Annotated in this window: 17 protein-coding genes; 14 read left to right on the forward strand and 3 right to left on the reverse strand. The window is 38.9% G+C overall.

Annotated elements, in window-relative coordinates; genetic code table 11:
- Positions 1 to 1,303: 1,303 nt before the first annotated feature.
- Genes ACSX1H_RS18470 through ACSX1H_RS18525 form a run of 12 tightly spaced genes read left to right on the forward strand, consistent with a single transcriptional unit; the run spans position 1,304 to position 14,730 of the window.
- A complete protein-coding gene (locus tag ACSX1H_RS18470) occupies positions 1,304 to 2,743 on the forward strand; it encodes an MBOAT family O-acyltransferase (protein WP_439185730.1) in 1,440 nt (479 codons plus the stop codon).
- 2 nt (positions 2,744 to 2,745) lie between these two features.
- A complete protein-coding gene (locus ACSX1H_RS18475; RefSeq protein ID WP_439185731.1) occupies positions 2,746 to 3,696 on the forward strand; it encodes a DUF1574 family protein in 951 nt (316 codons plus the stop codon).
- Between the two features lie 43 nt (positions 3,697 to 3,739).
- Complete coding sequence (gene wecB, locus ACSX1H_RS18480; protein WP_439185732.1) at positions 3,740 to 4,933, forward strand: non-hydrolyzing UDP-N-acetylglucosamine 2-epimerase; 1,194 nt, start codon at positions 3,740 to 3,742, stop codon at positions 4,931 to 4,933.
- A 12-nt stretch (positions 4,934 to 4,945) separates the two neighbouring features.
- Positions 4,946 to 6,454 carry an oligosaccharide flippase family protein gene (locus tag ACSX1H_RS18485; protein WP_439185733.1) on the forward strand — a complete coding sequence of 503 codons (1,509 nt, stop codon included), beginning with the start codon at positions 4,946 to 4,948 and terminating at the stop codon, positions 6,452 to 6,454.
- 7 nt (positions 6,455 to 6,461) lie between these two features.
- Positions 6,462 to 7,037 (forward strand): acyltransferase, encoded by a 576-nt coding sequence (locus ACSX1H_RS18490; RefSeq protein ID WP_439185734.1) that lies wholly within the window; start codon positions 6,462 to 6,464, stop codon positions 7,035 to 7,037.
- Positions 7,034 to 8,116, forward strand: coding sequence for a polysaccharide pyruvyl transferase family protein (locus ACSX1H_RS18495; RefSeq protein ID WP_439185735.1), 1,083 nt, complete (start codon positions 7,034 to 7,036; stop codon positions 8,114 to 8,116). The genes ACSX1H_RS18490 and ACSX1H_RS18495 overlap by 4 nt, the downstream gene beginning before the upstream one ends.
- The gene (locus tag ACSX1H_RS18500) at positions 8,109 to 9,332 is read left to right on the forward strand and encodes a glycosyltransferase (protein ID WP_439185736.1); all 1,224 of its coding nucleotides are present in this window, start codon (positions 8,109 to 8,111) and stop codon (positions 9,330 to 9,332) included. Before ACSX1H_RS18495 ends, ACSX1H_RS18500 begins: the two co-directional genes overlap by 8 nt.
- 1 nt (position 9,333) lies before the next feature.
- Complete coding sequence (locus ACSX1H_RS18505) at positions 9,334 to 10,518, forward strand: glycosyltransferase family 4 protein (protein WP_439185737.1); 1,185 nt, start codon at positions 9,334 to 9,336, stop codon at positions 10,516 to 10,518.
- Positions 10,515 to 11,633, forward strand: coding sequence for a glycosyltransferase family 4 protein (locus tag ACSX1H_RS18510; RefSeq protein WP_439185738.1), 1,119 nt, complete (start codon positions 10,515 to 10,517; stop codon positions 11,631 to 11,633). Before ACSX1H_RS18505 ends, ACSX1H_RS18510 begins: the two co-directional genes overlap by 4 nt.
- Positions 11,634 to 11,664: 31 nt before the next feature.
- Positions 11,665 to 12,969, forward strand: a complete 1,305-nt coding sequence (locus ACSX1H_RS18515) for an O-antigen ligase family protein (RefSeq protein WP_439185739.1) — start codon at positions 11,665 to 11,667, stop codon at positions 12,967 to 12,969.
- A 1-nt stretch (position 12,970) separates the two neighbouring features.
- Entirely contained in the window at positions 12,971 to 13,696 is a 726-nt protein-coding gene (locus ACSX1H_RS18520) for an acyltransferase (protein ID WP_439185740.1), read from the forward strand.
- Complete coding sequence (locus ACSX1H_RS18525; protein ID WP_439185741.1) at positions 13,696 to 14,730, forward strand: glycosyltransferase family 4 protein; 1,035 nt, start codon at positions 13,696 to 13,698, stop codon at positions 14,728 to 14,730. Before ACSX1H_RS18520 ends, ACSX1H_RS18525 begins: the two co-directional genes overlap by 1 nt.
- 3 nt (positions 14,731 to 14,733) lie before the next feature.
- Here ACSX1H_RS18525 and ACSX1H_RS18530 read toward each other — a convergent pair whose 3' ends face one another.
- Complete coding sequence (locus tag ACSX1H_RS18530) at positions 14,734 to 15,933, reverse strand: glycosyltransferase family 4 protein (RefSeq protein WP_439185742.1); 1,200 nt, start codon at positions 15,931 to 15,933, stop codon at positions 14,734 to 14,736.
- Between the two features lie 632 nt (positions 15,934 to 16,565).
- Entirely contained in the window at positions 16,566 to 16,802 is a 237-nt protein-coding gene (locus ACSX1H_RS18535; RefSeq protein WP_439185743.1) for a hypothetical protein, read from the reverse strand.
- A 1,135-nt stretch (positions 16,803 to 17,937) separates the two neighbouring features.
- On the opposite strand from ACSX1H_RS18535, the gene ACSX1H_RS18540 reads away from it, so the two are divergent.
- Positions 17,938 to 19,359 (forward strand): UDP-glucose 6-dehydrogenase, encoded by a 1,422-nt coding sequence (locus ACSX1H_RS18540; protein WP_439185744.1) that lies wholly within the window; start codon positions 17,938 to 17,940, stop codon positions 19,357 to 19,359.
- 388 nt (positions 19,360 to 19,747) lie between these two features.
- Positions 19,748 to 20,695, forward strand: coding sequence for a UDP-glucuronic acid decarboxylase family protein (locus tag ACSX1H_RS18545; protein WP_439185745.1), 948 nt, complete (start codon positions 19,748 to 19,750; stop codon positions 20,693 to 20,695).
- A gap of 637 nt (positions 20,696 to 21,332) precedes the next feature.
- Here ACSX1H_RS18545 and ACSX1H_RS18550 read toward each other — a convergent pair.
- Positions 21,333 to 21,569: a hypothetical protein gene (locus ACSX1H_RS18550; RefSeq protein ID WP_439185746.1), complete on the reverse strand. Its 237-nt coding sequence runs from the start codon at positions 21,567 to 21,569 to the stop codon at positions 21,333 to 21,335.
- Between the last annotated feature and the right edge of the window lie 569 nt (positions 21,570 to 22,138).

Below are 22,138 nucleotides of genomic sequence, written 5' to 3' on the forward strand. Positions count from 1 at the left end.
CCCTCCGGCTTGAGGACAAAGCCTTACATGGAGAGTAGTAATTTCATTTTCTTCTTGATAAGAAAACGAAACAAAAGAATCAAGTCAGACAAAGTATCCCCTTGCTCTGCCGCTGTTCGGCACTTCTATTAAAAGTAAGGTCTTCTATCGAAGACAAAAGCAAGCTCCTTTTAAGAAGTACAACGAACAGCTCCATTCACCCCCACGCCGACCTAACTGTCTGACTGACGGGCCTTCGCTCCTTTAGAATCTCATTGCTTTAAAAAAGGCTGTAATCTTCAATCCCCCTGGTTTGTTCATACAAAAACACCCCCATAACTCACCCCCTTCACCAAGGGGGAAACACTGGATTAATATGGCACAGTGCACCAGGTACTAGGTATTAAATCCGAAGCTCAAAGTCCGCAGTCCGATAAAAAAAAAGGATAATTGTACTGGTTTTTATTTACCAAATAATTGGAAACACCCCACCAGTTAAGCTTCAAGGCATCTCCTTTCAAAGGCCTCATTGTCAAGCCTCGTGCCTGCCGAAGCGTGGTCGAAGGCCTTATTTTTGATTTGGGCACCGGTTCACTGCTACATTTTTATTAAATTCGCACATAATTTTGAAGAAGGTTTTGGACTGGTTTATTCAATTAATGCAACATCACTGGACACCTTGCTTGAAGGCGCCCGGTTTGGTTATCACGAGGATAGCTGACCCGATGAACGCTGCAAAGGGTGCACAACCTGGCGGAACTATTAAGCCGGTAGGGTCCCTTTGGGGAATACAAGTTAACAGGCCCCACCCCTCCCCACGCAAAGTTTTTTTGTGCAATAATTCCCTGAAAAACAATACACCATCCGGCCACACAAAAAAGATTGGCCTCGCAGGGTAACCTATGGCCTGTTGTTGGGTATAAGGGAGGAGGTTTACCAAAGCAGCACCTACAAAATGGTGCTCATGGCGACAGACAGCGCCCAGGCAACCGGCAAACATGACACAAAGAAGAATTTCACCCTTGTGTCGCATAAAAAACTAGCAATCGACTCACACAGCTGTGACTGAGGAGGCGAAGCTGTGCTTGAAATTAACAGTCCTTTTGAGATATGTCATTTCATCCACTTAATCTTTTAAATCCGTGGACTAATTATTTTGTTATCCAAAGATGAAACTAATGATAAAGCCAGCCTTTCAAGTTAAACCGGTAAATGCAATTGGTTGCTCAAATCTCGTCAGATTATTAAGCAAGATCACTAAAGTCAAGCAAAACAATCTGACCCGACTAACCATTTTTTAATACACAATAAACATTTTCTTTGAATGCTCTTTAATTCATTCGAATACGCCTTATTTCTGCCCATCGTCTTTATCCTTTATTGGTTCGTGACGAATAAAAACCTGAAAGCGCAGAACTTTCTTTTATTGGTGGTTTCCTATGTCTTTTATGGCTGGTGGGACTGGCGTTTTTTGTCGCTCATTGCCTTTAGTTCGCTGGTGGACTATATTGCCGGTTTGAAGATTGAACAAAGCGATAAACGCAGTACCCGACGTCTTTTCTTAACCATTAGCCTGTTAACTAACCTTGGCTTTTTGGGGGTATTTAAATACTTCAATTTCTTCTCGCAATCATTAGCTGATGGCTTTGCTCAGTTGGGTTATACCATACATCCCTTTACACTGGATATTGTGCTGCCGGTGGGTATCAGTTTCTATACCTTCCAAACCATGAGCTACTCCATTGATGTATACCGCAAAAAACTTCAACCCACGAACGACATTATTGCTTTTTTTGCCTACGTGAGTTTCTTCCCGCAACTGGTTGCCGGCCCTATTGAGCGCGCTACCAACCTCCTGCCTCAGTTCCAAAAGAAACGGGTGTTCTCCTACGAAGAAGGTGCGACCGGTATGCGACAAATACTGTGGGGACTCTTTAAAAAGATGGTAATTGCCGATAACTGTGCCGTGATGGTGGATCAGATATTCGAAAACCACGAAACCCTGCCCGGCTCAGTGCTGATCATGGGCAGCATCTATTTTGCGTTGCAGATATACGGTGACTTCTCGGGCTATTCCGATATTGCCATTGGCACAGCACGTCTGTTTGGTTTTAAGCTGATGACCAACTTCCGCACACCTTATTTTTCGCGCGACGTGGCGGAGTTCTGGCGGCGCTGGCATATTTCGCTCACCACCTGGTTCCGCGATTACTTGTATATACCATTGGGCGGTAGCCGTGTTAATACAGGGCGTGCTATCCGCAATACCTTTGTAATATTTATAGTGAGTGGCTTTTGGCATGGCGCCAACTGGACCTTTATTGCCTGGGGAGCCATTAATGCTCTTTACTTTATTCCGCTCCTCTTAACTGGCTATAACCGGAAAAACACGGGAGCGATTGCAGAAAACCAGCTCCTGCCCTCTCTCAAAGAAATTTTGCAGATGGGCTTAACCTTTGCCCTTACCTGCCTGGCCTGGGTATTTTTTCGTGCTGAAAACATTAATGTTGCATTTGAATACCTGAGCAATATTTTTACCCAACCTTTTTTGCCGGAAAACTTTTACTATTTCCACCCCAAATACATCTTTATTATTGGGGTATGGCTACTGCTGGAATGGCTGGTATTCAGGCATGATAACGCCTTTGAGAGAATTCATCACACCGCACCATGGCTGCGACGGCCTGCTTACTTTGTACTAGGCAGTGTTACCTTCCTGTTTATGGTGAATGAAGCAAAGTCATTTATCTATTTTCAATTTTAATAATGAAAAGATTTCTAATTAAATGCCTTTTTTATACGGTTATCTTTATAGGCTTACTTTCAATATTGACAACAGCTGTTGATTGTGGGCTTAAAATAGTTAATGATAACTTATTTGGGGATTGGAATCGTCTATTAGGAGATCAAATTAAAGATGATATAATTGTTGTTGGAAATTCAAGAGCAAAAGTACATTTTGATCCAATTTTAATTGAAAAGTTAACCGGTTTAAGCTGCTATAATCTGGGTAAAGATGCAACTGATCTTTTTCAACAACAAACTGTTATTAATTCAATAGTTGAAAGTCAAATACATCCAAAATATGTTGTCTTGTCAACAGATATCAACTCACTTCCAAAAAAGAGTGAAATTTTCGAGAAACAAGCTTACTTACCATATCTAAATAATTCATTTATATCAAATGTATTAGAGGAAGTCGACCAACAAGTTGTCTATGAAAGAACATTGCCCTTCATTAAATACAGAGGATATCCTGAAATTATTCTGAAAGGTCTGCTACGTCATTTTAAAAAAGATAACGAATATTCCAGAACAAAGGGATTTGAACCGCAAAATAGGATTTGGAATAATGACTTTTCCAAGTTTCAAAAGATGATGGGCAATGAAAAGATTGTGCTTTCAGAAGATGAAGTAAATGAAGGTTTTAAAATTTTGCAGCACATTATTGATGTTTGTAAATCGAAGGGTATTGGTGTTATTATTGTTCAGCCACCACGATATTGTGAGTTGTATGAATATTTCCCGCAGAAAGAGAAGATCGACATTCAAATACAGAATTTATCTATTACAAATGATATTTTTTATCTGGACTATTCACACAGTAATATCTCCTTGGATAAATCTTTCTTTTATAATGCATCTCATTTAAATGCTAGGGGCGCACAAATATTTACTACTAAATTATGTAATGATTTGAATAAACTTCCCCTTTAGATCAAAACAGGTATTAAGTTTTAGCGATTAATATTTATATATAGTGAAAAAGATTAAAAAAATACTTCTTGTTTTTGGGACTAGACCTGAAGCAATAAAAATGGCTCCATTAGTAAAAGAGTTTCAAAAGCATACCAACCATGTAAAAGCTATTGTTTGTGTAACTGCTCAACACAGGGAAATGCTCGATCAGGTTCTTGAACTTTTTGAAATTATCCCTGAATATGATCTCAACCTCATGAAGCCGGGTCAGGATCTTTATGATATTACGACTAGAGTATTAATAGGAATTAGAGATGTATTGAAAGAATGCAACCCGGAACTTGTTTTAGTGCACGGAGATACCACTACCTCTATGGCAACTGCATTGGCCGCATTTTATCAACAGATTCCTGTTGCTCATATAGAAGCTGGTTTGAGAACATATAATATGTATTCTCCATGGCCTGAAGAAATTAATAGACAAATCACGGGAAGGCTAACAACTTATCACTTTTCGCCTACCAATACGAGTAGGAATAACCTAATTAAAGAAGGAGTTTCTGATGCACAAATCTTTGTCACTGGGAATACTGTAATAGACGCTTTGCATTGGGTATTAGATAAAATTAAAGCAACAAAACAGCTAGAGAATAAAATAAAAATAAGTCTCAACAAAGCAGGTCTTCCAGAGCATGTTATTCATAACATCGACAACGGGAATAAGGTTGTTTTGATTACTGGTCATAGAAGGGAAAACTTTGGACAGGGATTCACAAATATCTGCAATGCTATAAAAACTTTGGCCCGACAAAACCCGGATGTTTTATTTATATACCCGATGCATTTAAACCCCAATGTAAGAAGACCAATTCTTGAAATTTTTGGGGATAAAGAGCAGATTAAATCAGATGATATCAATAATGTTTACTTTATTGAGCCTCTTGATTACTTACCATTTGTTTATATAATGAACTCTTCATATTTAATTTTAACCGATTCTGGTGGGATACAGGAAGAAGCTCCTAGCCTTGGCAAACCTGTTCTGGTTATGAGAGATACAACAGAAAGGCCTGAAGCTATTGATTCAGGAACGATCATTTTGGTTGGGCAAAACCAAGAAGTAATTGTAAAAGAAGTCAATAGCTTATTATCCGATAAACTAGCTTATGACAGAATGAGCAAATCATCAAATCCATACGGAGACGGTACTGCTTCTCAAAAAATAGTTCAAAGCATAATTAATTCTTCAAAGTAGTTCTTTCTTTAGATGCTGGATAAAATTAGAAATATAATTCATCGGATTACTCCAAATACAGTTCGAAAAAGAGTCAGTAGAATAAAGGAATCTGAATTTGCCTCCCGGGTTTTAAAAGCTTCTTTTTGGTCAATCTTAAACACCGTTTTTATTCGCGCTTTTGGTTTATTATCCACAGTGCTTGTTGCCAGAATTATTGGAAAAGAAGCTTATGGAGAATTAGGAATAATTAATAGTACTGTAGGGCTATATGGTACTTTTGCGGGCTTTGGATTAAGTGTTACAACTATAAAATACATTGCAGAATATGTCAAAAAAGATCCCATTAAAGTCAGTAAAATTATTAGCTTGACAAATGTATTTTCACTTTCATTGGGTAGTATTTTTGTCATCGGTCTGTTTTTTATGGCTGATTGGCTTTCGAGTGAAACTCTGGCTGCACCTCTCCTAACTCCTAAATTGCAACTAAGTAGTATACTAATAATATTGTATTCATGGAACGGGGTCCAAGTTGGTATACTTTCTGGTTTCGAATCATTCAAAAAAATGGCCAAGATTGGAGCTATTGTTGGACTATCTAACCTTCCTTTTATTGTTGGGGGTGCCTACTTGTATGATATATATGGCGTATTGGGGGGGATGATTCTATCGCAACTTCTAATATGTATCTTGTATAGGAATACTATCCTCAAAGAGTGTAAAATTAGAGGGATCAAACCATACAATAGAGATTTCTGGGATGAGAAGCATACTCTTATTTCGTTCACTCTACCTTCCTTTTTATCAGGTATAGTTATGAGCCCTGTTAATTGGACGGCAAATGCCTTTCTTGTCAAAACAAGCGATGGTTTTGCCGAAATGGGTACATTTTCGGCTGTCGAAAGAATTTCAACAATAGCCATATCTATTATGGCGCCAATAAGTCAAGCACTTTTACCTATTTTTATATCAAAGTTTAGTGACAAAAAAGCTAGTTCTAATAATAGATTGGATCGATTAAACATAAGTATTACTTGGGTTATGGGTTTAACAATTATACTTCCAATTCTTGTATTCCCTGAGTTAAGTGAGTTGTTATTTGGAGATGACTTTCATGGTTTAGATTTTAGAAAAACGCTTATAATCACGATGTTGAGCACTTCAATAATCGCTCACAGACAAGGTATTGCTAGATCATTTATTGCAAAATCATATTTATGGCTAAGTGTTAGCTCGAATGTATTCTGGGGACTACTAGTAGTCTTATTTTCTTATTATCTAATAGAATATGGAGCTATTGGTCGAGCCGCAGCAGTACTATTTGCCTACATCATAAACACTTTGTTTTTTATTCCTATTTATATTAAACTAAAACTAGCTCCTGTCGAAACACTTAATTCCAGAGAAGCGATTTCAATTTGGATTTGCTTAGGAGTAATGGCATACATTTCTTATAATGATTTTAACCTTATTGTTAGAAGTATTGGTTTTCTAATAACTTGCTATGTCTTTGTGAAAAGCTTTTATAGAATTTCTAGATAAGTACAAGATGATATTTAAAGCATTAATCAAAAAAATATTAAAGGCATCCTTCCCAAATAGACAGAAGGACATAAGAAGATTTAAATCGTGTGGTGCAAATGTCGTAATAGAAAATGGAAGTGATTTCCTCAATGAGCGATACATTACTTTAGGAGATAATGTATATATTGGTCCTAATGCATGGTTACACGCGGGTGGAGAGATTATTATAAATGATGGAAGCATAATTGGTCCGCGTTGTAAAATATATACCCTGAATCACAATTATAATTCAGATATAGCAATTCCTTACGATGATATCATAATAAGTAAAAATGTTATAATCAATGAGAATGTATGGATTGGAGGAGATGTAATAATACTTCCTGGTGCAGAAATTGGAGAAGGTTGTATTGTTGCCGCAGGTAGTGTTGTTACTAAAAAATGGCCACCATATAAGATTCTTGGTGGAAATCCTTGTCGTGTAATTGGAGAAAGAAATGTAAATCAATATAAAAGATTAAAAGAAGAAGGTAAAATTTACCTTAAATTAAAAAAAGAAGGTAAAATGCATCCACATATTTCTGTAAATGAATATCGATGAATAATATTATTATAAAAGGGAATTTCGCTGAAGGGAATTTTGGAGATGATGCATTATTGCTTGCATTTCACCAATTAATTGATAAATCAGGTGTTACTTCCGCAGCAAAGTATGCTTCAAGTACCTTAGCATATCATAAAGATTTAGCTTTAAATGCAGAAGTCACACAAACCCTTGCCCAACCAAGTGACCTCATTATATATGCAGGGGGAACACAATTCTTTTCATTCAATGAGAATAAAACTAGCTTGTATGACTACTTCAAAAGCCGTTTATCCTCTTTTATTTGGAAGCTGAAGCAAACGAATCGTTTTGCGATGGTCGGAGTTGGCATCGGTCCTTTTATGAACGACTCATATGAAAATAGGTTTGCAAAAGTTTTGGTTCAAAAGTCTGAGTTTATATGGGTTCGAGACCAGTCATCGCTTCACTACTGTGAACAAACAAAATCTAGTAGTACTTATCTTGGCGCCGACATGTGTTTTATGTCTGATTTTCAGGAATGGTGTAATTTTCAGCTAAACCCTGCAAAAAGCATTAAAAAAATAGGTATTGTCTTAAGAGATTGGAAGTATGGTCAAGGAAATAATTATATCAAATCCCTGATTGAGTTACCTGAGCTATTACATAAACAGGGATATGAAGTTTCATTTTATGTTTTTTCTGAGGAAAATGATTCAATGCTTGAAAAAATATTGAACAAAAATGGAATTGCTTATAAGAAGTGGCTACCACAGCAAACTTGTTTTAAATCCTACTTAGCTGAATTAAATACCTGTGACTTGTTTATAACCTCACGCTATCATGCAGCTGTTTTTTCAACACTAATGGAGAAACCTTTTATTACAATTGGACTTGAACAAAAACTGACAAATTACTCATCCTCTTTTGAAAATGAGGCCATGAATTGGCTTCCTAATTCAAGCTTAAGTGAATTACTCAAAAATATATCCCTAATCGATAGTGATTATGCTAAGTTTGTTAATGAGATCTGTAAAAAGAAAAAGTACTTTACAAGCTTATCTGACAAGTGTGCAAAAACATTTAGTAAATACATAAAAAAATATAAATATGAGTAAGCCAAGAGTATTAATTTTTGCATCATACTTCGCTCCAAATAGCTTTTCTGAGGCTCTCGTAAATAACAAATTTGCCATGGCATTGCAGAATGCCGGTTGGGACATAACAATCATTACAACATCAGATTATTTTGGTGATAAATATGAAAATGAATGGTCGGAACTTTGGGAAAAACTAAAATTAGTTACGCATAATATTCCTACAATTATACCTAATGATAAGGGTAAGCTTTTTAAACGCTTAAAAGCATTAGCCTATCTTAACCATCCAATAAATGGCATTAATTGGGCTTTTAAGGCTTACAGATTGGCTATGCAACTTCACAAAGAGCGACCATTTGATTTAATTATTTCTCGTTCTATTTCTGATCACGGCCATCTCCCTGCCTTAAAGTTTAAAAAAGCAACCGGCATAAAATGGGTTGCCAATTGGAATGATCCACCCTACTTTATTTTTCCTCCCCCATACGAAATCAAAAGTAAGATAGTTTCTCGTTTCTTATACAAAAGGTATCTAAAAGATGTGGCTAAAAGAGCTGATATTAATACTTTTCCTTCTTTGCGACTCTATAATTACATCCAAGCCAAACTTAAACTTTTTAGTCCAACTGGTAATAAAATTTTACCCCATCTAAACACGAGCTTAAAGGTTAACACTAAAAATAAATCAAAGGACATTTTTAAGATATGTCATGCAGGAAACCTTTCAAAGGAGCGCTCGCCTGAATTGTTTCTTGCAGCACTGAAAAGAATGACCCAAAAACATCCAAATATCATATGTTATATAATTGGAACTGAAAACGTTGATCTTAAATCTAAAATTGAAGAATTTAACTTGGTTAGCTATATTACCTTTACGGGTGCAATAAGTTATAAGGAAACACTGGAGTTTCTAACATCCTGTAATATAGGTTTATTAATAGAGGCTCAATGTGATGAAGGCATTTTCTTACCAAGCAAGGTTTCTGATTACATTTACGCAAACCTTCCAATATTGTCCATCTCCCCCAAAGAAGGCACCCTAAACGATTTAATAAATGACTATGGAGGTGGAATCCTTGTGGATAACACAAGGGAAGGCGATATTTATAAAGGACTCGAGAGTCTATATTTAAATTGGAAAGACAATTTACTTGAAGATTATCCAACACAAAAGCTTCAAGAGTATTACTCAGATAAAGTTGTAATTGATTTCCTAAAAAAATGCCTTGACTAACATGCAACTTTACAAAATAAAGTCATTAGTACCAAAGACTGGTGATAAAGTAAAACAAAGTATTATTGTCGCTCATGGTTACTTCGGTCGTGGAGGTGCCGAAGTTTCAATCATGTGGATCATTGAAGCTTTAAAGCGTACATATGATGTACATTTATTCACTAGGGGCGGGTTTCAACTTGATGCGCTTAATAAAATAAGCGGCACTTCATTAAGGCATGATGAATTCACTTTAATAAAACCATCTGGTAAGCTATATCAAGGTATGTTTGGACATGCCTATTTTTTGCGCAAATGCCGAAGTATAGGCAAGTCATTTGACCTTCGAATTACTGGTTCTCGCTCTATCAATTGGGGAGATAATGCAATACACTTTCTTTCTGATGTTGCTTGGAATAAAGAACTTCATGAAAAATATTGTAAATCTGAAGAAAAATTTGACGTTAAATCACCAGCTATATCGAAACTACTTGCAAAAATAAGGTCATTCATTGCAGGGGAATCAAATTGGAATATAAAGGAAGATATTTATGTGGCAAATTCGTGTTGGACAGCTAAAATATCCACTTTATATACACAAAAGCCTCCAGTGGTGATTTATCCAGCTGTACCAATAAGTACTATTGACATAAATTGGGATGCAAAGCAAGAACGAATCGTTTGTTTAGGTCGTATTTCTCCAGAGAAAAGAATTGAGGATATTATTAAAATAGTTAGCATAGTTAGAGAGCATGGCTATGATATAAAATTACATATTGTTGGTAGGTTCAACAAAACACCTTATTGTGATTATATTAAACAACTCTGTCTTGATAATAAATCATGGATTATTCTAGAAGGTGAAATAATTGGGGAAATGAAACTTCAATTTTTGGCGGAATCCAAATACGGCATCAATGCCTGTCAAAGGGAAGCTTTTGGTATATCTACCGCCGAAATGGTTCAAGCCGGAATAATACCTTTTGTTCCAAAGCAAGGTGCTCAGCAAGAAATAGCTCCACTCTCCGATTTGGTTTTTAATAGTCCTGAAGAGGCTGCATCTAAGATGATAAAAATTATGGCTAATGAGAACTTACAGGAGACAACTCGGAGGCAATTGGAGCAAAGATCACCTAATTTCTCTTCTGAACGCTTTTGTAGAGAGGTTGGAGAAGTAGTAAGAAAAATTATAGAACATAAGCTTTGAAAAGACTTAAAATTGGAGTTTTCACCGATCTACGCTTTACGGCACTAGATTCACCTACAGGAGTTACCAAACATATTGTTGAGATGGTCAATGGTCTTAATCAGAACAACAGTATTGAGGTGATTATCTTGGCTGCTAAGGATCAACTAACAGCCCAAGGGCAAATACATAAGGATAATGCCTTAGCCGGATTTGATGCCCGGCGTCTGCCTTTTACCTGGTATCAGGGCTATCTATTATGGCTATTAACTGGTAAGCCAACGATGGATAAATATGCAAGAGATCTGGATTGGGTCTATTGTCCTAAAAACGATTTTATCCCGTTTAGGAATGTCAAAACGGCTATCACCATACATGGGGCGCATGAGATTGATCCTGAATACCCAAAAAACAACAGCCTACTTGGAAGATTAAATCAAATACGCTCACACTTAAGTTATCAACGAATTTGTAAGAGAGCTACGGCGCTTTTAACAGTCTCCGAATTCTTGAAACAGCAAATGATTAGTTGGTTTAAGGTAGATAGAAAAAAGATACATTTAGTGGGTAACGGTGTCGAAGAGGTATTTTATAAAGGCAAGACGAATCCTCTACTACATAATAAGTACCAACTTATTGCCATTGGCGGCTTAAATCGCTTGGACGGGGGCGATCGTATTGTCCAACTGGCACACTATCTTCTAAGACAAAATAGTAATTATCAAATCGTAGTTGCTGGTAATCAGCATGAATCTGCACTTCTAGAACGAGCTAAGCATTTAACTAATATTACTCTTAAAGGCTATGTCAAAGCAGCTGCTTTATCAGAACTGATGCAACAAAGTCAGGCCTTATTATTCTTGACCCGATATGAAACCTTTGGCATTGCTGCTGTTGAAGCCATGGCTTCTGGTCTACCGGTAATAACCTGCCATAATACTGCCGTACCTGAAATCGTTGATGATGCAGCACTTTATACCGAACCAGATAATGAAATAGAGATCTTTAAAACAATTATGAAACTCGAGAATGAAACTATTCGAACAAACTTGATAAAGAATGGCTTACATAAAGCCCAGGAATATAAATGGGATAATTGTATTGAACGATTACAAACTGTGATTACTAAGGTTTAATTCTTAATGAGAACACTATTGAAGTAGCTCCATGTTAGAACTCATCAAAAAGAAACCTGTATATCTTTCGTATTTCATATTATGCTTTGCAACGATTGCATATGGAGGTAGTATTTCATTAGTCGCAATACCAATATTCACATTTTTATTTAATAAGCATGGTCAATTGTTAATACCTTTTTTTGCGCTATTACTGGTATTGCCTTTAGCTGATAGTTCATTTGCTTTTTTTGTGCAAGCCTATCAGTTAAGGCCAATCTTACTTGTGTTAATTGGTCTCATAGTATTTTCAAACCCTTATATTGTAAATAAAGTTGATTGGTCCTTATATGCATTTATCCCCTATTTTGTAATTCTCGGTTATTATGTATTGGATGTTCATTCTTTTATTGAAGTATTAAGACCGATTTCCTACTTTCTTGTCATTGTGATAACTCCTGTTATCACCAAACATATTCTTGTTACTCATAAGGATATATTTTTAAAGGGGTTGATCTTACTCTACACATTGGTTTTTGTTTTAAGTTTCTTAACTATCGGTGAAAATGCAGCTTTACAAAGTTACGGACGATTTTCGGGAATCTTCAGAAACCCCAATGCACTTGGTATATTCTCGTTTCTGTTTTTTATGCTGAGTACCATTATTTTTAAATTTCAAGGACACTTATTTACTAAAATAGAACGCTACTTTGTTATTGGTATTATTTTAGCCGGAGTCATCTATTCACGTTCTCGAAGTGGTATGTTTGCCATTGGCCTGTTTTGGTTGTCACTTTGGGCCTACGAGCGTTGGCAGTTAAAGGGAATAGTGTTTTTAGGATTAACAGCTATAATAATAAATTATGCAATTCCATTTGAAGAAGTAATTCGAGGCATTGGTTTGGGGGATTTTCTTCGTTTGGAGTCTATTGAAGCGGGCTCCGGGCGTAAAGTTGCCTTTGAACATGCCTTGGATAAAATTATGGAGGCACCATTTAGTGGTAATGGAATAGGATTTACAGAACAATATTTTAGTGAAAGTAAAGAGGTTTTATCTAAGAAAGGACATGTCGGCAATGTTCACAATAGTTTTCTTTCTGTTTGGCTAGATTATGGACTATTTGGCTTACTATCATTTATATACGCCTGGTTCAGCTGGTTTAAGAAAACATCTATCTATACGACTATTGTGCTATCTGTTGCATTAGCCGTATTATTTAGTGCTAATATAGAAATGTGGTTGGTTGGATCACTAAATCATGTAACGATCCAATTAATAATCATTTTAAGTCTTTTATCCTCCAATGCCTTTTATGAAAAAGAAAATCTTAATTCTGAATCAACCTATACAAATTAGAATGAACTGGACAATAATTAACAAGATTCGTCGATTTCGCCGAATAGGATTGTTTAAGACAATATTTTTAAATTTTCATAAATTACCTTTTAAGCAGGCGATTAGATTACCTATACTAGTGACAAGAAATACATACTTTTATGATCTATCAGGTAAGATTATCATTAATGCACCGGTAAAACCATTTATGATTAGAATTGGTTATTTTGGAGAAGATACTTGTGCTTGGAAAGATGGACGGGCTCTTCTTAAAGTGAGAGGTACATTAATATTTAAAGGAAATTCGCATTATGGTATTGGAGTTAGTATAAGAGTTGAGCCTAATTCTAAACTAGTTATCGGTGATAATGTTCGTATTAGTAATAATACAAAAATTATTTGTTATGAAGATATAGAAATTGGAAATAATTGTAGAATCGCTTGGGAATGTCAAATAATTGATACCACTTTTCATTATATAAAAAACATTAATACCGATGAAATATCAATCCTAAATGCCCCAATTAAAATTGGCAACAATAATTGGTTAGGTAATCGTTCAAATATAATGAAAGGCACTAATACACCCGATTTTTGTATTATTGCAGGTGGAAGTCTTTGTAATCAACACTATGACATTCCAAATTATTCAATGATTGCCGGCGTTCCTGCCAAGTTAAAAAAGACAGGTATTTGCAGGGTACTAGATGCCGAGGAAGCTGAAATTAATCACAAACTTAGAAGCTAATGAAAGTCGTTTTTTTAATTGGAAGTTACATTCCTCATCAGTTAGTCTCTATTAAGGAGCTCATTAGCAAACACCGTATAGAAGCTTATTCATTCAGTATTAGTCAAAACTACACTTATATACCTGAAGATATAAATGGTTTAACAACATATCTACTCAGCGATTACACAAAAGAGGAAGTATTAAAGAAAGTTCTAGAAATAAAACCGGAGTTGGTTGTCGTTGCCGGCTGGTTCGAAAAAAAATATATTTGGGCAGCCAAGCAAATAAGCAAACGACTAAGAATCCCTGTAGTCGCAACTTCAGATACCCAATGGAAAGGAAATATAAGGCAGCATATCAATCGTGCAACAAGCCGTTGGCATCTAAGAAAGGCATTTTCTCATATCTGGGTAGCAGGCATTCATCAATTTGAATATGCCCGTAAACTAGGGTTTCGCCGAGACCAAATTATCTTAAACTCCTTAAGCTGCGATACAAGCCAATTCGAAAAAGTCTCACTAAAGCAAAAATATTCAAGCTATCCCAAAAATCTTATATATGTAGGTAGGTTTGTCAAAGTAAAAGGACTTGATTTACTTATTGATGCTTGGAATAAGATTGATGATAAAAAAGGTTGGAAACTAACATTAATTGGTGATGGACCTCTAAAAGAGCACCTACAGCAAAATAGAGATATTATTATTAAAGACTTTATGAATCATGATGAATTGGTATTACAGATGGAACATTCCGGTTGTTTTATTCTACCATCTACATTTGAGCCTTGGGCGTTAGTTATTCATGAGGCTACTGCAGCTGGCCTACCTATTATTGCAACCGATGTATGTGGTGCATCACCACATTTTGTAATCAATAATTACAATGGCTTCTCAGTAAAACCTGACATTAAAAGCATTCAAACGGCTATTGAAAAAATTATTTCAAAAGATAAAAACGAACTTTTACATTTTGCTGAAAATAGTCGCAAATTAGCAAGAACAATTACTCCAGAAATTTGTGCGGCGCAATTGATGAGTATTCTAGATAAATAACTCTTACTCAAATAACGTCACATTCCTCTCCTTCAAGGCAGAATCGTTAATAAATAATTCTGCTCGTTTTCTGGCCCCAATGCACCAGTTATCAAATTCTTCCTGCTGCATGCTTATTAAATTATTGAGCACCGCGCACCAATCACCACTCTTAGAATTCATTCTCCCCTCTCCCTTCTCAATTCTCATCTCTAAACTCACATCCCATCCGCATCGGTCTTTCTCTAATTCCCTCCATGGTGTTTGGTCACTTATTAGTACCGGCCGGCCGGCCATGAAACTCTCCAATATTACGTAGCCGAAGTTTTCTCCCCTGGTAGGCATAAAAAGGCCATGATACCTGGTAAACAAATCTAGTACCTCATTTCCGTCAACCACTCCTTTATACGTTACTTTAATTCTTTCAGGTAATTGTTGTATCACCTTTTGGCATTCTGCCCAATACAACTCATCATAAACAGGCCCATAAAGATCATAAGTAAGCTGTCCCACAGCATCATCCATTTCTTTCAGCTTTTCTAAAGCAAAAAGAGTATTCTTTTCAGGTGAAATACGAGCAATGCTTATTAATTTCAGTTCGCCTGAGCTTTTATTAACCGGTTTGAGTGCAGGTATCTCTTTAACGGGTAAATGCGGGGCCAACTGTGCCTTAGCATTTTGTCCAAAAGCATTTTTAATATCCCCCACTTCCTTATCACTGGTTGCGTGAAACAGAACACTTTTATACAGCCCGGCTAAACATGCAACTTTTATAAACAGTTGTTTTTTGCTTTTCTTAATATTGATGGCTGTAGGGGCGAGCATCCCATAGGTGCCCAATACTATCCTGCCCTTAAAGCGGGCTTGTTTTAAAACGAGCAGCGGCAAAATCGAAAATTTCCAGGAGTAGACCCCATTGATGTAGACATGGTGAGGTTGCACTTCTTCAATTAGCTGCTTATAGAGTGCACTCCCTACCTTTGCTTCCGGGCAATAATAAACCTTCTCCCCCTCAGCGCGCTCCAACCATTTCTCTGATTGAATACCTTCATAAGGCGTCGTTTCTAAAAAGTCGGTATTACGGGTAATAATATAAAAATCGAAGGTATCACGAAGATAACTGACCATATTGGCAAAGGCCCGCTGGCCTCCGCCAGCCTTATAGCCCGGCAAGTACCAATCAATAAAAGCTAAAACTTTCTCTTTGGGTGTTTCTGGAATCATAGGGCGAAGATAATAATTCGTGAGCAGTGCGGCAGTAGTTGGCTTTAAAAAAAGGATGAGCTCTCTTGGGTCTGCTTTCCAACGGACTGAAGGGGATAGACTATGCACAGTGCACCAGGTACTAAATATTAAGTCCGAAGCTCAAAGTCCGTAGTCCGGTGGTGAAACAGGCTCCATCTTAATGGCTTAATCTATTATGGATAGAACTATTGAAGGCAAGCGATAGGCTTGAATATGGTGGAAGGGCGACTTCGACGAAGGAGAAGGGAAGCCTGCAGCCATAAATTCCAGCCGTTGCGGAGCAATCGCCTCTTTCAATAGAGTTTTTGCATCCTTTTTCAAAAAAGGATGTGTCTGCCCGACATCAGGGCTAAAGTTTTCTGCTCAAGCCGCAGGGGCTTCTCCTTTTTGCTGCAGTCCAAAAAGGAGACAAAGAAGACCTTGACTCCAGCACTCCCCTTGGACGATGCGATTTTTTGGTTTCCGTTTTTTCTAAAAAAATGGAAATGCGACCCCGGCATGAGGGCAATATAGAGCTTCTTTCTGCTCGAGCCGCAGAGGCTTTTACTTCTTCTCTACAGCCAGAAGAAGTTAACAAGAAGGACCGTTGCTCACATCAAAATGGCTAACAATCAGCACTCGCCGCTATAAGAAAAGAACTCGCTGCGCTCAAACAGCTTTTCTTTCTTAACGCTCTGATTCCTGATTGTCTTAACGCCTTTTGATGAAGGCAAGAGAACACTTACAGCCACTACTAATCGTTTCAGGGAAGATTTAATGATTTTCATTGCGTGCTCCAAAGCTTCCTTACTTTCACTCAATAAGTGGGTCTCAGGCTGCATTGCTGAGGTCGTTGAGCGAACAAGCATTCACAAGCGCTTTACTCCAACTCCACTCAAAACAGCGTTTCGAATTATTGAAAGCCAGTGATAGGAATGAATGTTACAGAATGGCGACTTTTGAAAAAAGGGAAGCCTGACGTTACAAATTCATTCCGCTGCGCAGCAATCACCTCTTTCAATAGAGTTTTTGCATCCTTTTTCAAAAAAGGATGTGTCTGCCCGACATCAGGGCTAAAAGTTTCTGCTCAAGCCGCAAGGGCCTTATCCTTTTTGCATTGCTGAGGTCGCAGAGCGAACAAGCATTCACAGGCGTTCTGCACTCAACCTGATCGAAACGATGTTTCGAAGCAATCGCCTCCGTCAATGAGATTTTTTGCTCCTCGTTTTTTCTAAAAAAATGAGGAACCTACCTGGTAAGGCAATGTCTATCATTAAGAGGTAATTATCACTCATTTAATCAAAACGCATTGAAAAGATGCGTCTGCTGGGGAGCTGACCCAATGGCTTAAAATACGCTGAATATTTTGTTTAGTATTAGCCTCAGCCATTGAACCAAAAAAAATAGCTTGGAAATGACAATTAAAACAATATTTCATTTTCTTCTTGATAAGAAAACGAAACAAAAGAATCAAGTCAGACAAAGTATCTCCTCGCTCTGACGCTGTTCGGCACTTCTATTAAAAGTAAGGTCTTCTATCGAAGACAAAAAGCAAGCTCCTTTTAAGAAGTACAACGAACAGCGCCATTCACCCCCACGCCGGCCGAACTGTCTGACTGGCCTGCGCTCCTTCAAAACTCTGTAAATGAAACAACACTATGCAAAAAGAAGCTCTCATTATCAATCCCTCTGGTTAGTCCTTACCAAAGCAATGCCCTAACACGCCCCCTTCGCCAAGGGGGAAACAGTGTAATCATAGGGATAGTATGAGAATAAGTGCTGCAGTCCGCAGATTGATTGGGATTAACATGACACTAGGTACAACGCATGAAGCACCAACTATTAAGTCCGGTTGTTGAAGCATCAGTCTAAAAACTAAGTCCAACGCACCAGGTACTATGTCCTGGTTCCGTTTCTGTCAATCCAAATTCCTTTAATTACTCAATTTGAATTATTACTTTTACCTCATTAATAAAATAGATAGAAATACATAATCTACTAATAATGAACTCCATCAAATCGATTTGCTGCATTGGAGCCGGCTATGTTGGCGGTCCTACCATGGCTGTTATCGCCCAAAAAAACCCACATATACAGGTGACCGTTGTCGATATCAATGAGGCGCGCATTGCTGCCTGGAACGAGAGTGATCTGACGAAACTGCCTGTTTATGAACCCGGATTGCCGGAGGTGGTTGCCGAGGCCCGTGGACGCAACTTATTCTTTTCTTCGGATGTCAATAAAGCCATCGATGAGGCGGAAATGATCTTTATTTCGGTGAACACACCCACCAAAAACTATGGCATTGGTAAGGGCCAGGCTGCCGATTTAAAGTTTGTAGAACTTTGTGCACGTCAGATAGCTGCCGTGGCCAAGCAGGACAAGATAGTGGTGGAGAAATCAACCCTGCCGGTGCGCACAGCCGAATCCATTAAGCGGATTTTCGATGCCACCAATGGCGATGTTAAATTTCAAATTTTATCCAACCCGGAGTTTTTAGCTGAAGGAACGGCCATTAACGATCTGCACAATGCCGACCGCATATTGATAGGCGGTGAGATTGAAACCCCCGAAGGCAATGCGGCCATCGAAGCCCTGGTGCAGGTGTATGAGAGCTGGATACCCCGCGAGCGTATTATCACCACGCGACTGTGGTCCTCGGAGCTGTCCAAGCTAACCGCCAATGCCTTTTTGGCACAGCGCATCTCCTCCATCAACGCCATCTCTGCCCTGTGTGAACGAACCGGTGCCGACGTGGACGAAGTGGCCCATGCCATTGGAAAAGACTCGCGCATAGGCCCTAAGTTTTTAAAGAGTTCCGTAGGCTTTGGAGGCTCCTGCTTTCAGAAAGATATTCTTAACCTGGTTTACCTGTGTAACCATTTCGGACTGCCCGAAGTGGCCGACTATTGGGAGCAGGTGATCAAGATGAATGACTACCAGAAGCACCGCTTTGCCATGAGCATCATTAACGCCTTGTTTGATACGGTTTCGGGTAAGAAGATTACCTTCCTGGGATGGGCCTTCAAGAAGGATACCAACGATACCCGGGAATCGGCCGCCATCTATATTGCCGATGAGCTGATACAGGATCAGGCGGAGGTACATGTATACGACCCTCAAGTGAGTCCGGAGCAAATTAAAAATGATCTCATCTATTTATGGACGCAAAGAGGCGTTTCGGCGGATGAAGCCCAAAAACGCTTTGAACAGGCGGTGACTATTTACTCCGAGCCAACGGAGGCTTTAAAACAGGCTCATGCGGTGGCCATATTAACCGAATGGGACGAGTTTAAATCGTATGACTGGGCAAGCATCTATGCAAGCATGCTTAAGCCGGCCTTTGTATTTGATGGCCGCAACATACTCGACAAAGAGCAGCTGGAAGCCATTGGCTTTAAAGTAAAGGCCATCGGTAAAGGCTAAGCGAAGCACAACAGGATGACCTTTGGGAGTCTGACCCTGGCTGGCGAGCATTACATTTCAAGTCCGAAGCTCAAAGTCCGCAGTCCGATCAGCGAGCTCAGAGTCGATCTTGTTTGAATTGTGACAAGAGGAACAAAAAACATGGAATAATGTCTTTGCTTTCTTTTATCAGGAAAAGAATTGGAGCCTGGCGCAAATCGTGAGTACAATAGATATGTAAACACAAATGAACAAAAGGAAGTACGAGTTGTAGGGACGAAAACCCATTTTGATTAAATGTTTAGTTTTAACTCCTAATTCAAATTATCATCAAATACAAAGAAGCAACGCATTGCGCCAATTGAGCCAGATACGTGCTTCATCTGAATACAGGGAACAATTTAAAGGAATGAAAAAAAGAATATTAGTCACTGGTGGTGCCGGATTTATCGGTTCTCACCTATGCCAAAGGCTTTTGAACGATGGCCATGAAGTCATCTGTCTGGACAACTATTTTACGGGCAATAAAGCAAACGTGATTCACCTGCTGGACAACCCCTATTTTGAGTTGATACGCCACGATGTCACCCATCCATTCTTTATCGAGGTGGATGAAATATACAACCTGGCCTGTCCGGCCTCGCCGGTTCACTACCAGTACAATCCCATTAAAACCATAAAAACGTCGGTGATGGGCGCCATTAACATGCTGGGACTGGCCAAACGGATTAAGGCCAAAATACTGCAGGCCTCCACCAGCGAGGTCTATGGAGATCCCATCGTGCATCCTCAGCCCGAAAGCTACTGGGGAAATGTGAACCCCATTGGGCAGCGCTCCTGCTACGATGAAGGCAAGCGCTGTGCCGAAACCCTGTTTATGGATTACCGCCTGCAAAACGATGTGAAGATTAAAATCATTCGCATCTTTAACACCTATGGCCCCAAGATGAATCCCAATGATGGACGTGTGGTGTCTAATTTTATTGTTCAGGCCCTGAAAGGAGAAGATATTACCATTTTTGGGGATGGCACGCAAACCCGAAGTTTCCAGTATGTGGACGATTTGGTGGAGGGCATGATCCGGATGATGAATAGCCGCGATGACTTCTGGGGACCGGTGAACATCGGTAACCCTAAAGAATTCACCATGCTTCAGTTGGCTGAACTGGTTATCCGACTGACCGGGTCAACCTCCAGGATTGTCCATATGCCCTTGCCACAGGATGATCCAACTCAACGCCAGCCCGTAATCGATTTAGCCAGGAAAGAGCTCAATGGATGGGAACCAACCGTTGAATTAGAGCAAGGTTTAAAGCTCACTGTTGATTACTTTAAAAACCTGCTCCAGCAGAGTTAAAAATAAAGTGCGAAGTGCGAAAAAGGGAAGTCAGAATAAGATCTGAATCCCTCTTCGCCACCGGCACTTCTCAAGGCTCCGGGGGGGGCAAAGATCTTTTTTTTCACCCGAGCGCTTAGCATTGCGCACCGGGCACTAATTTTCTAGTCCGAAGCGCGAAGTTCGTAGTCCGGTTAGTGAGGCATAAAAGCCTGAAGGACATTAAGCTCTCATTTTCAATCCCCCTGGTTGGTCCATGCCAAAACAACGCTATAGCACGCCCCCTTCTCCAAGGGGAAATAGTGTTTCCTAACCCTTTTTAATCCGTTGAATCTGTAGATTTATTGTTTTAATTACTGTTATCTAACCCCTCTCGAAATAGCGTTTCGAAACAATTGCACGTTAGGGAGAGTAGCTGAGAATATGTAATGGCGACCTTTGCAAAAGGGGAAGCCTGAAGCCGATTCTCAGCAACGGTGCGAAGCACTCTCCTTGGGCGATGCGATTTTTTGGGTTTCGTTTTTTCTAAAAAAAATGGAAATGCCACACGGCATGAGGGCTAAAGTTTTCTGCTCAAGCCGCAGGGGCTTTTACTTCTTCTCTACAGCCAGAAGAAGTAAACAAGAAGGACCGTTGCTCACATCAAAATGGCTAACAATCAGCATTCGCCGCTAAAAGAAAAGAACTCGCTGCGCTCAAACAGCTTTTCTTTCTTATCGCTCTGATTACTGATTGTCTTAACGCCTTTTGATGAAGGCAAGGGAACACTTACAGCCACTACTAATCGTTTCAGAGAAGATTTAAAGATTACTATTGCGCACTCCAAAGCTTCCTTACTTTCACTCAATGAGTGGGTCCCAGGCTGCGTTACTGAAGTCGTAGAGCGTACAACCATTCACAAGCGCTTTGCTCCAACTCCACTCGAAACGATGTTTCGAATTATTGAAAGCCAGTGATAGGAATGAATGTTACAGAATGGCGGCCTTTGAAAAAGGGGAAGCCTGAAGCCGATTCTCAGCAACGGTGCGCAGCACTCCCCTTGGGCGATGCGATTTTTTGGGTTTCGTTTTTTCTAAAAAAATGAGGAACCAGCCTGGTAAGGCAATGTCTATCTTTAAAAGGCAATACTCACACTGTTAATCACAACGCATTGAAAAGATGGGCCTACTGGGGAGTTGACCCAATGGCCTAAAATACGCTGAATATTTTGTTTAGTATTAGCCTGAGCCATTGAACCAAAAAATAGGCTGGAAATGACAAGTAAAATAATATTTCATTTTCTTCTTGATAAGAAAACGAAACAAAAGAATCAAGTCAGACGAAGTTTCCCCTCGCTCTGCCGCTGTTCGGCACTTCTATTAAAAGTAAGGTCTTCTATCGAAGACAAAAGCAAGCTCCTTTTAAGAAGTACAACGAACAGCTTCATTCACCCCAACGCTGGCCGAACTGTCTGACAGACCCGCC

Source organism: Carboxylicivirga taeanensis (assembly GCF_051851475.1).
Lineage (GTDB): Bacteria > Bacteroidota > Bacteroidia > Bacteroidales > Marinilabiliaceae > Carboxylicivirga > Carboxylicivirga taeanensis.

Excerpts from the sequence above, each read along its gene's own strand:
- ACSX1H_RS18490 (WP_439185734.1), top strand. The coding sequence starts at position 6,462 with ATGATATTTAAAGCATTAATCAAAAAAATATTAAAGGCATCCTTCCCA.
- ACSX1H_RS18470 (WP_439185730.1), top strand. The coding sequence starts at position 1,304 with ATGCTCTTTAATTCATTCGAATACGCCTTATTTCTGCCCATCGTCTTT.
- ACSX1H_RS18475 (WP_439185731.1), top strand. The coding sequence starts at position 2,746 with ATGAAAAGATTTCTAATTAAATGCCTTTTTTATACGGTTATCTTTATA.
- ACSX1H_RS18515 (WP_439185739.1), top strand. The coding sequence starts at position 11,665 with ATGTTAGAACTCATCAAAAAGAAACCTGTATATCTTTCGTATTTCATA.
- ACSX1H_RS18545 (WP_439185745.1), top strand. The coding sequence starts at position 19,748 with ATGAAAAAAAGAATATTAGTCACTGGTGGTGCCGGATTTATCGGTTCT.
- ACSX1H_RS18500 (WP_439185736.1), top strand. The coding sequence starts at position 8,109 with ATGAGTAAGCCAAGAGTATTAATTTTTGCATCATACTTCGCTCCAAAT.
- ACSX1H_RS18495 (WP_439185735.1), top strand. The coding sequence starts at position 7,034 with ATGAATAATATTATTATAAAAGGGAATTTCGCTGAAGGGAATTTTGGA.
- ACSX1H_RS18535 (WP_439185743.1), bottom strand. The coding sequence starts at position 16,802 with ATGCTTGTTCGCTCAACGACCTCAGCAATGCAGCCTGAGACCCACTTA.
- ACSX1H_RS18530 (WP_439185742.1), bottom strand. The coding sequence starts at position 15,933 with ATGATTCCAGAAACACCCAAAGAGAAAGTTTTAGCTTTTATTGATTGG.
- ACSX1H_RS18505 (WP_439185737.1), top strand. The coding sequence starts at position 9,334 with ATGCAACTTTACAAAATAAAGTCATTAGTACCAAAGACTGGTGATAAA.
- ACSX1H_RS18540 (WP_439185744.1), top strand. The coding sequence starts at position 17,938 with ATGAACTCCATCAAATCGATTTGCTGCATTGGAGCCGGCTATGTTGGC.
- ACSX1H_RS18525 (WP_439185741.1), top strand. The coding sequence starts at position 13,696 with ATGAAAGTCGTTTTTTTAATTGGAAGTTACATTCCTCATCAGTTAGTC.
- ACSX1H_RS18485 (WP_439185733.1), top strand. The coding sequence starts at position 4,946 with ATGCTGGATAAAATTAGAAATATAATTCATCGGATTACTCCAAATACA.
- ACSX1H_RS18520 (WP_439185740.1), top strand. The coding sequence starts at position 12,971 with ATGAACTGGACAATAATTAACAAGATTCGTCGATTTCGCCGAATAGGA.
- ACSX1H_RS18550 (WP_439185746.1), bottom strand. The coding sequence starts at position 21,569 with ATGGTTGTACGCTCTACGACTTCAGTAACGCAGCCTGGGACCCACTCA.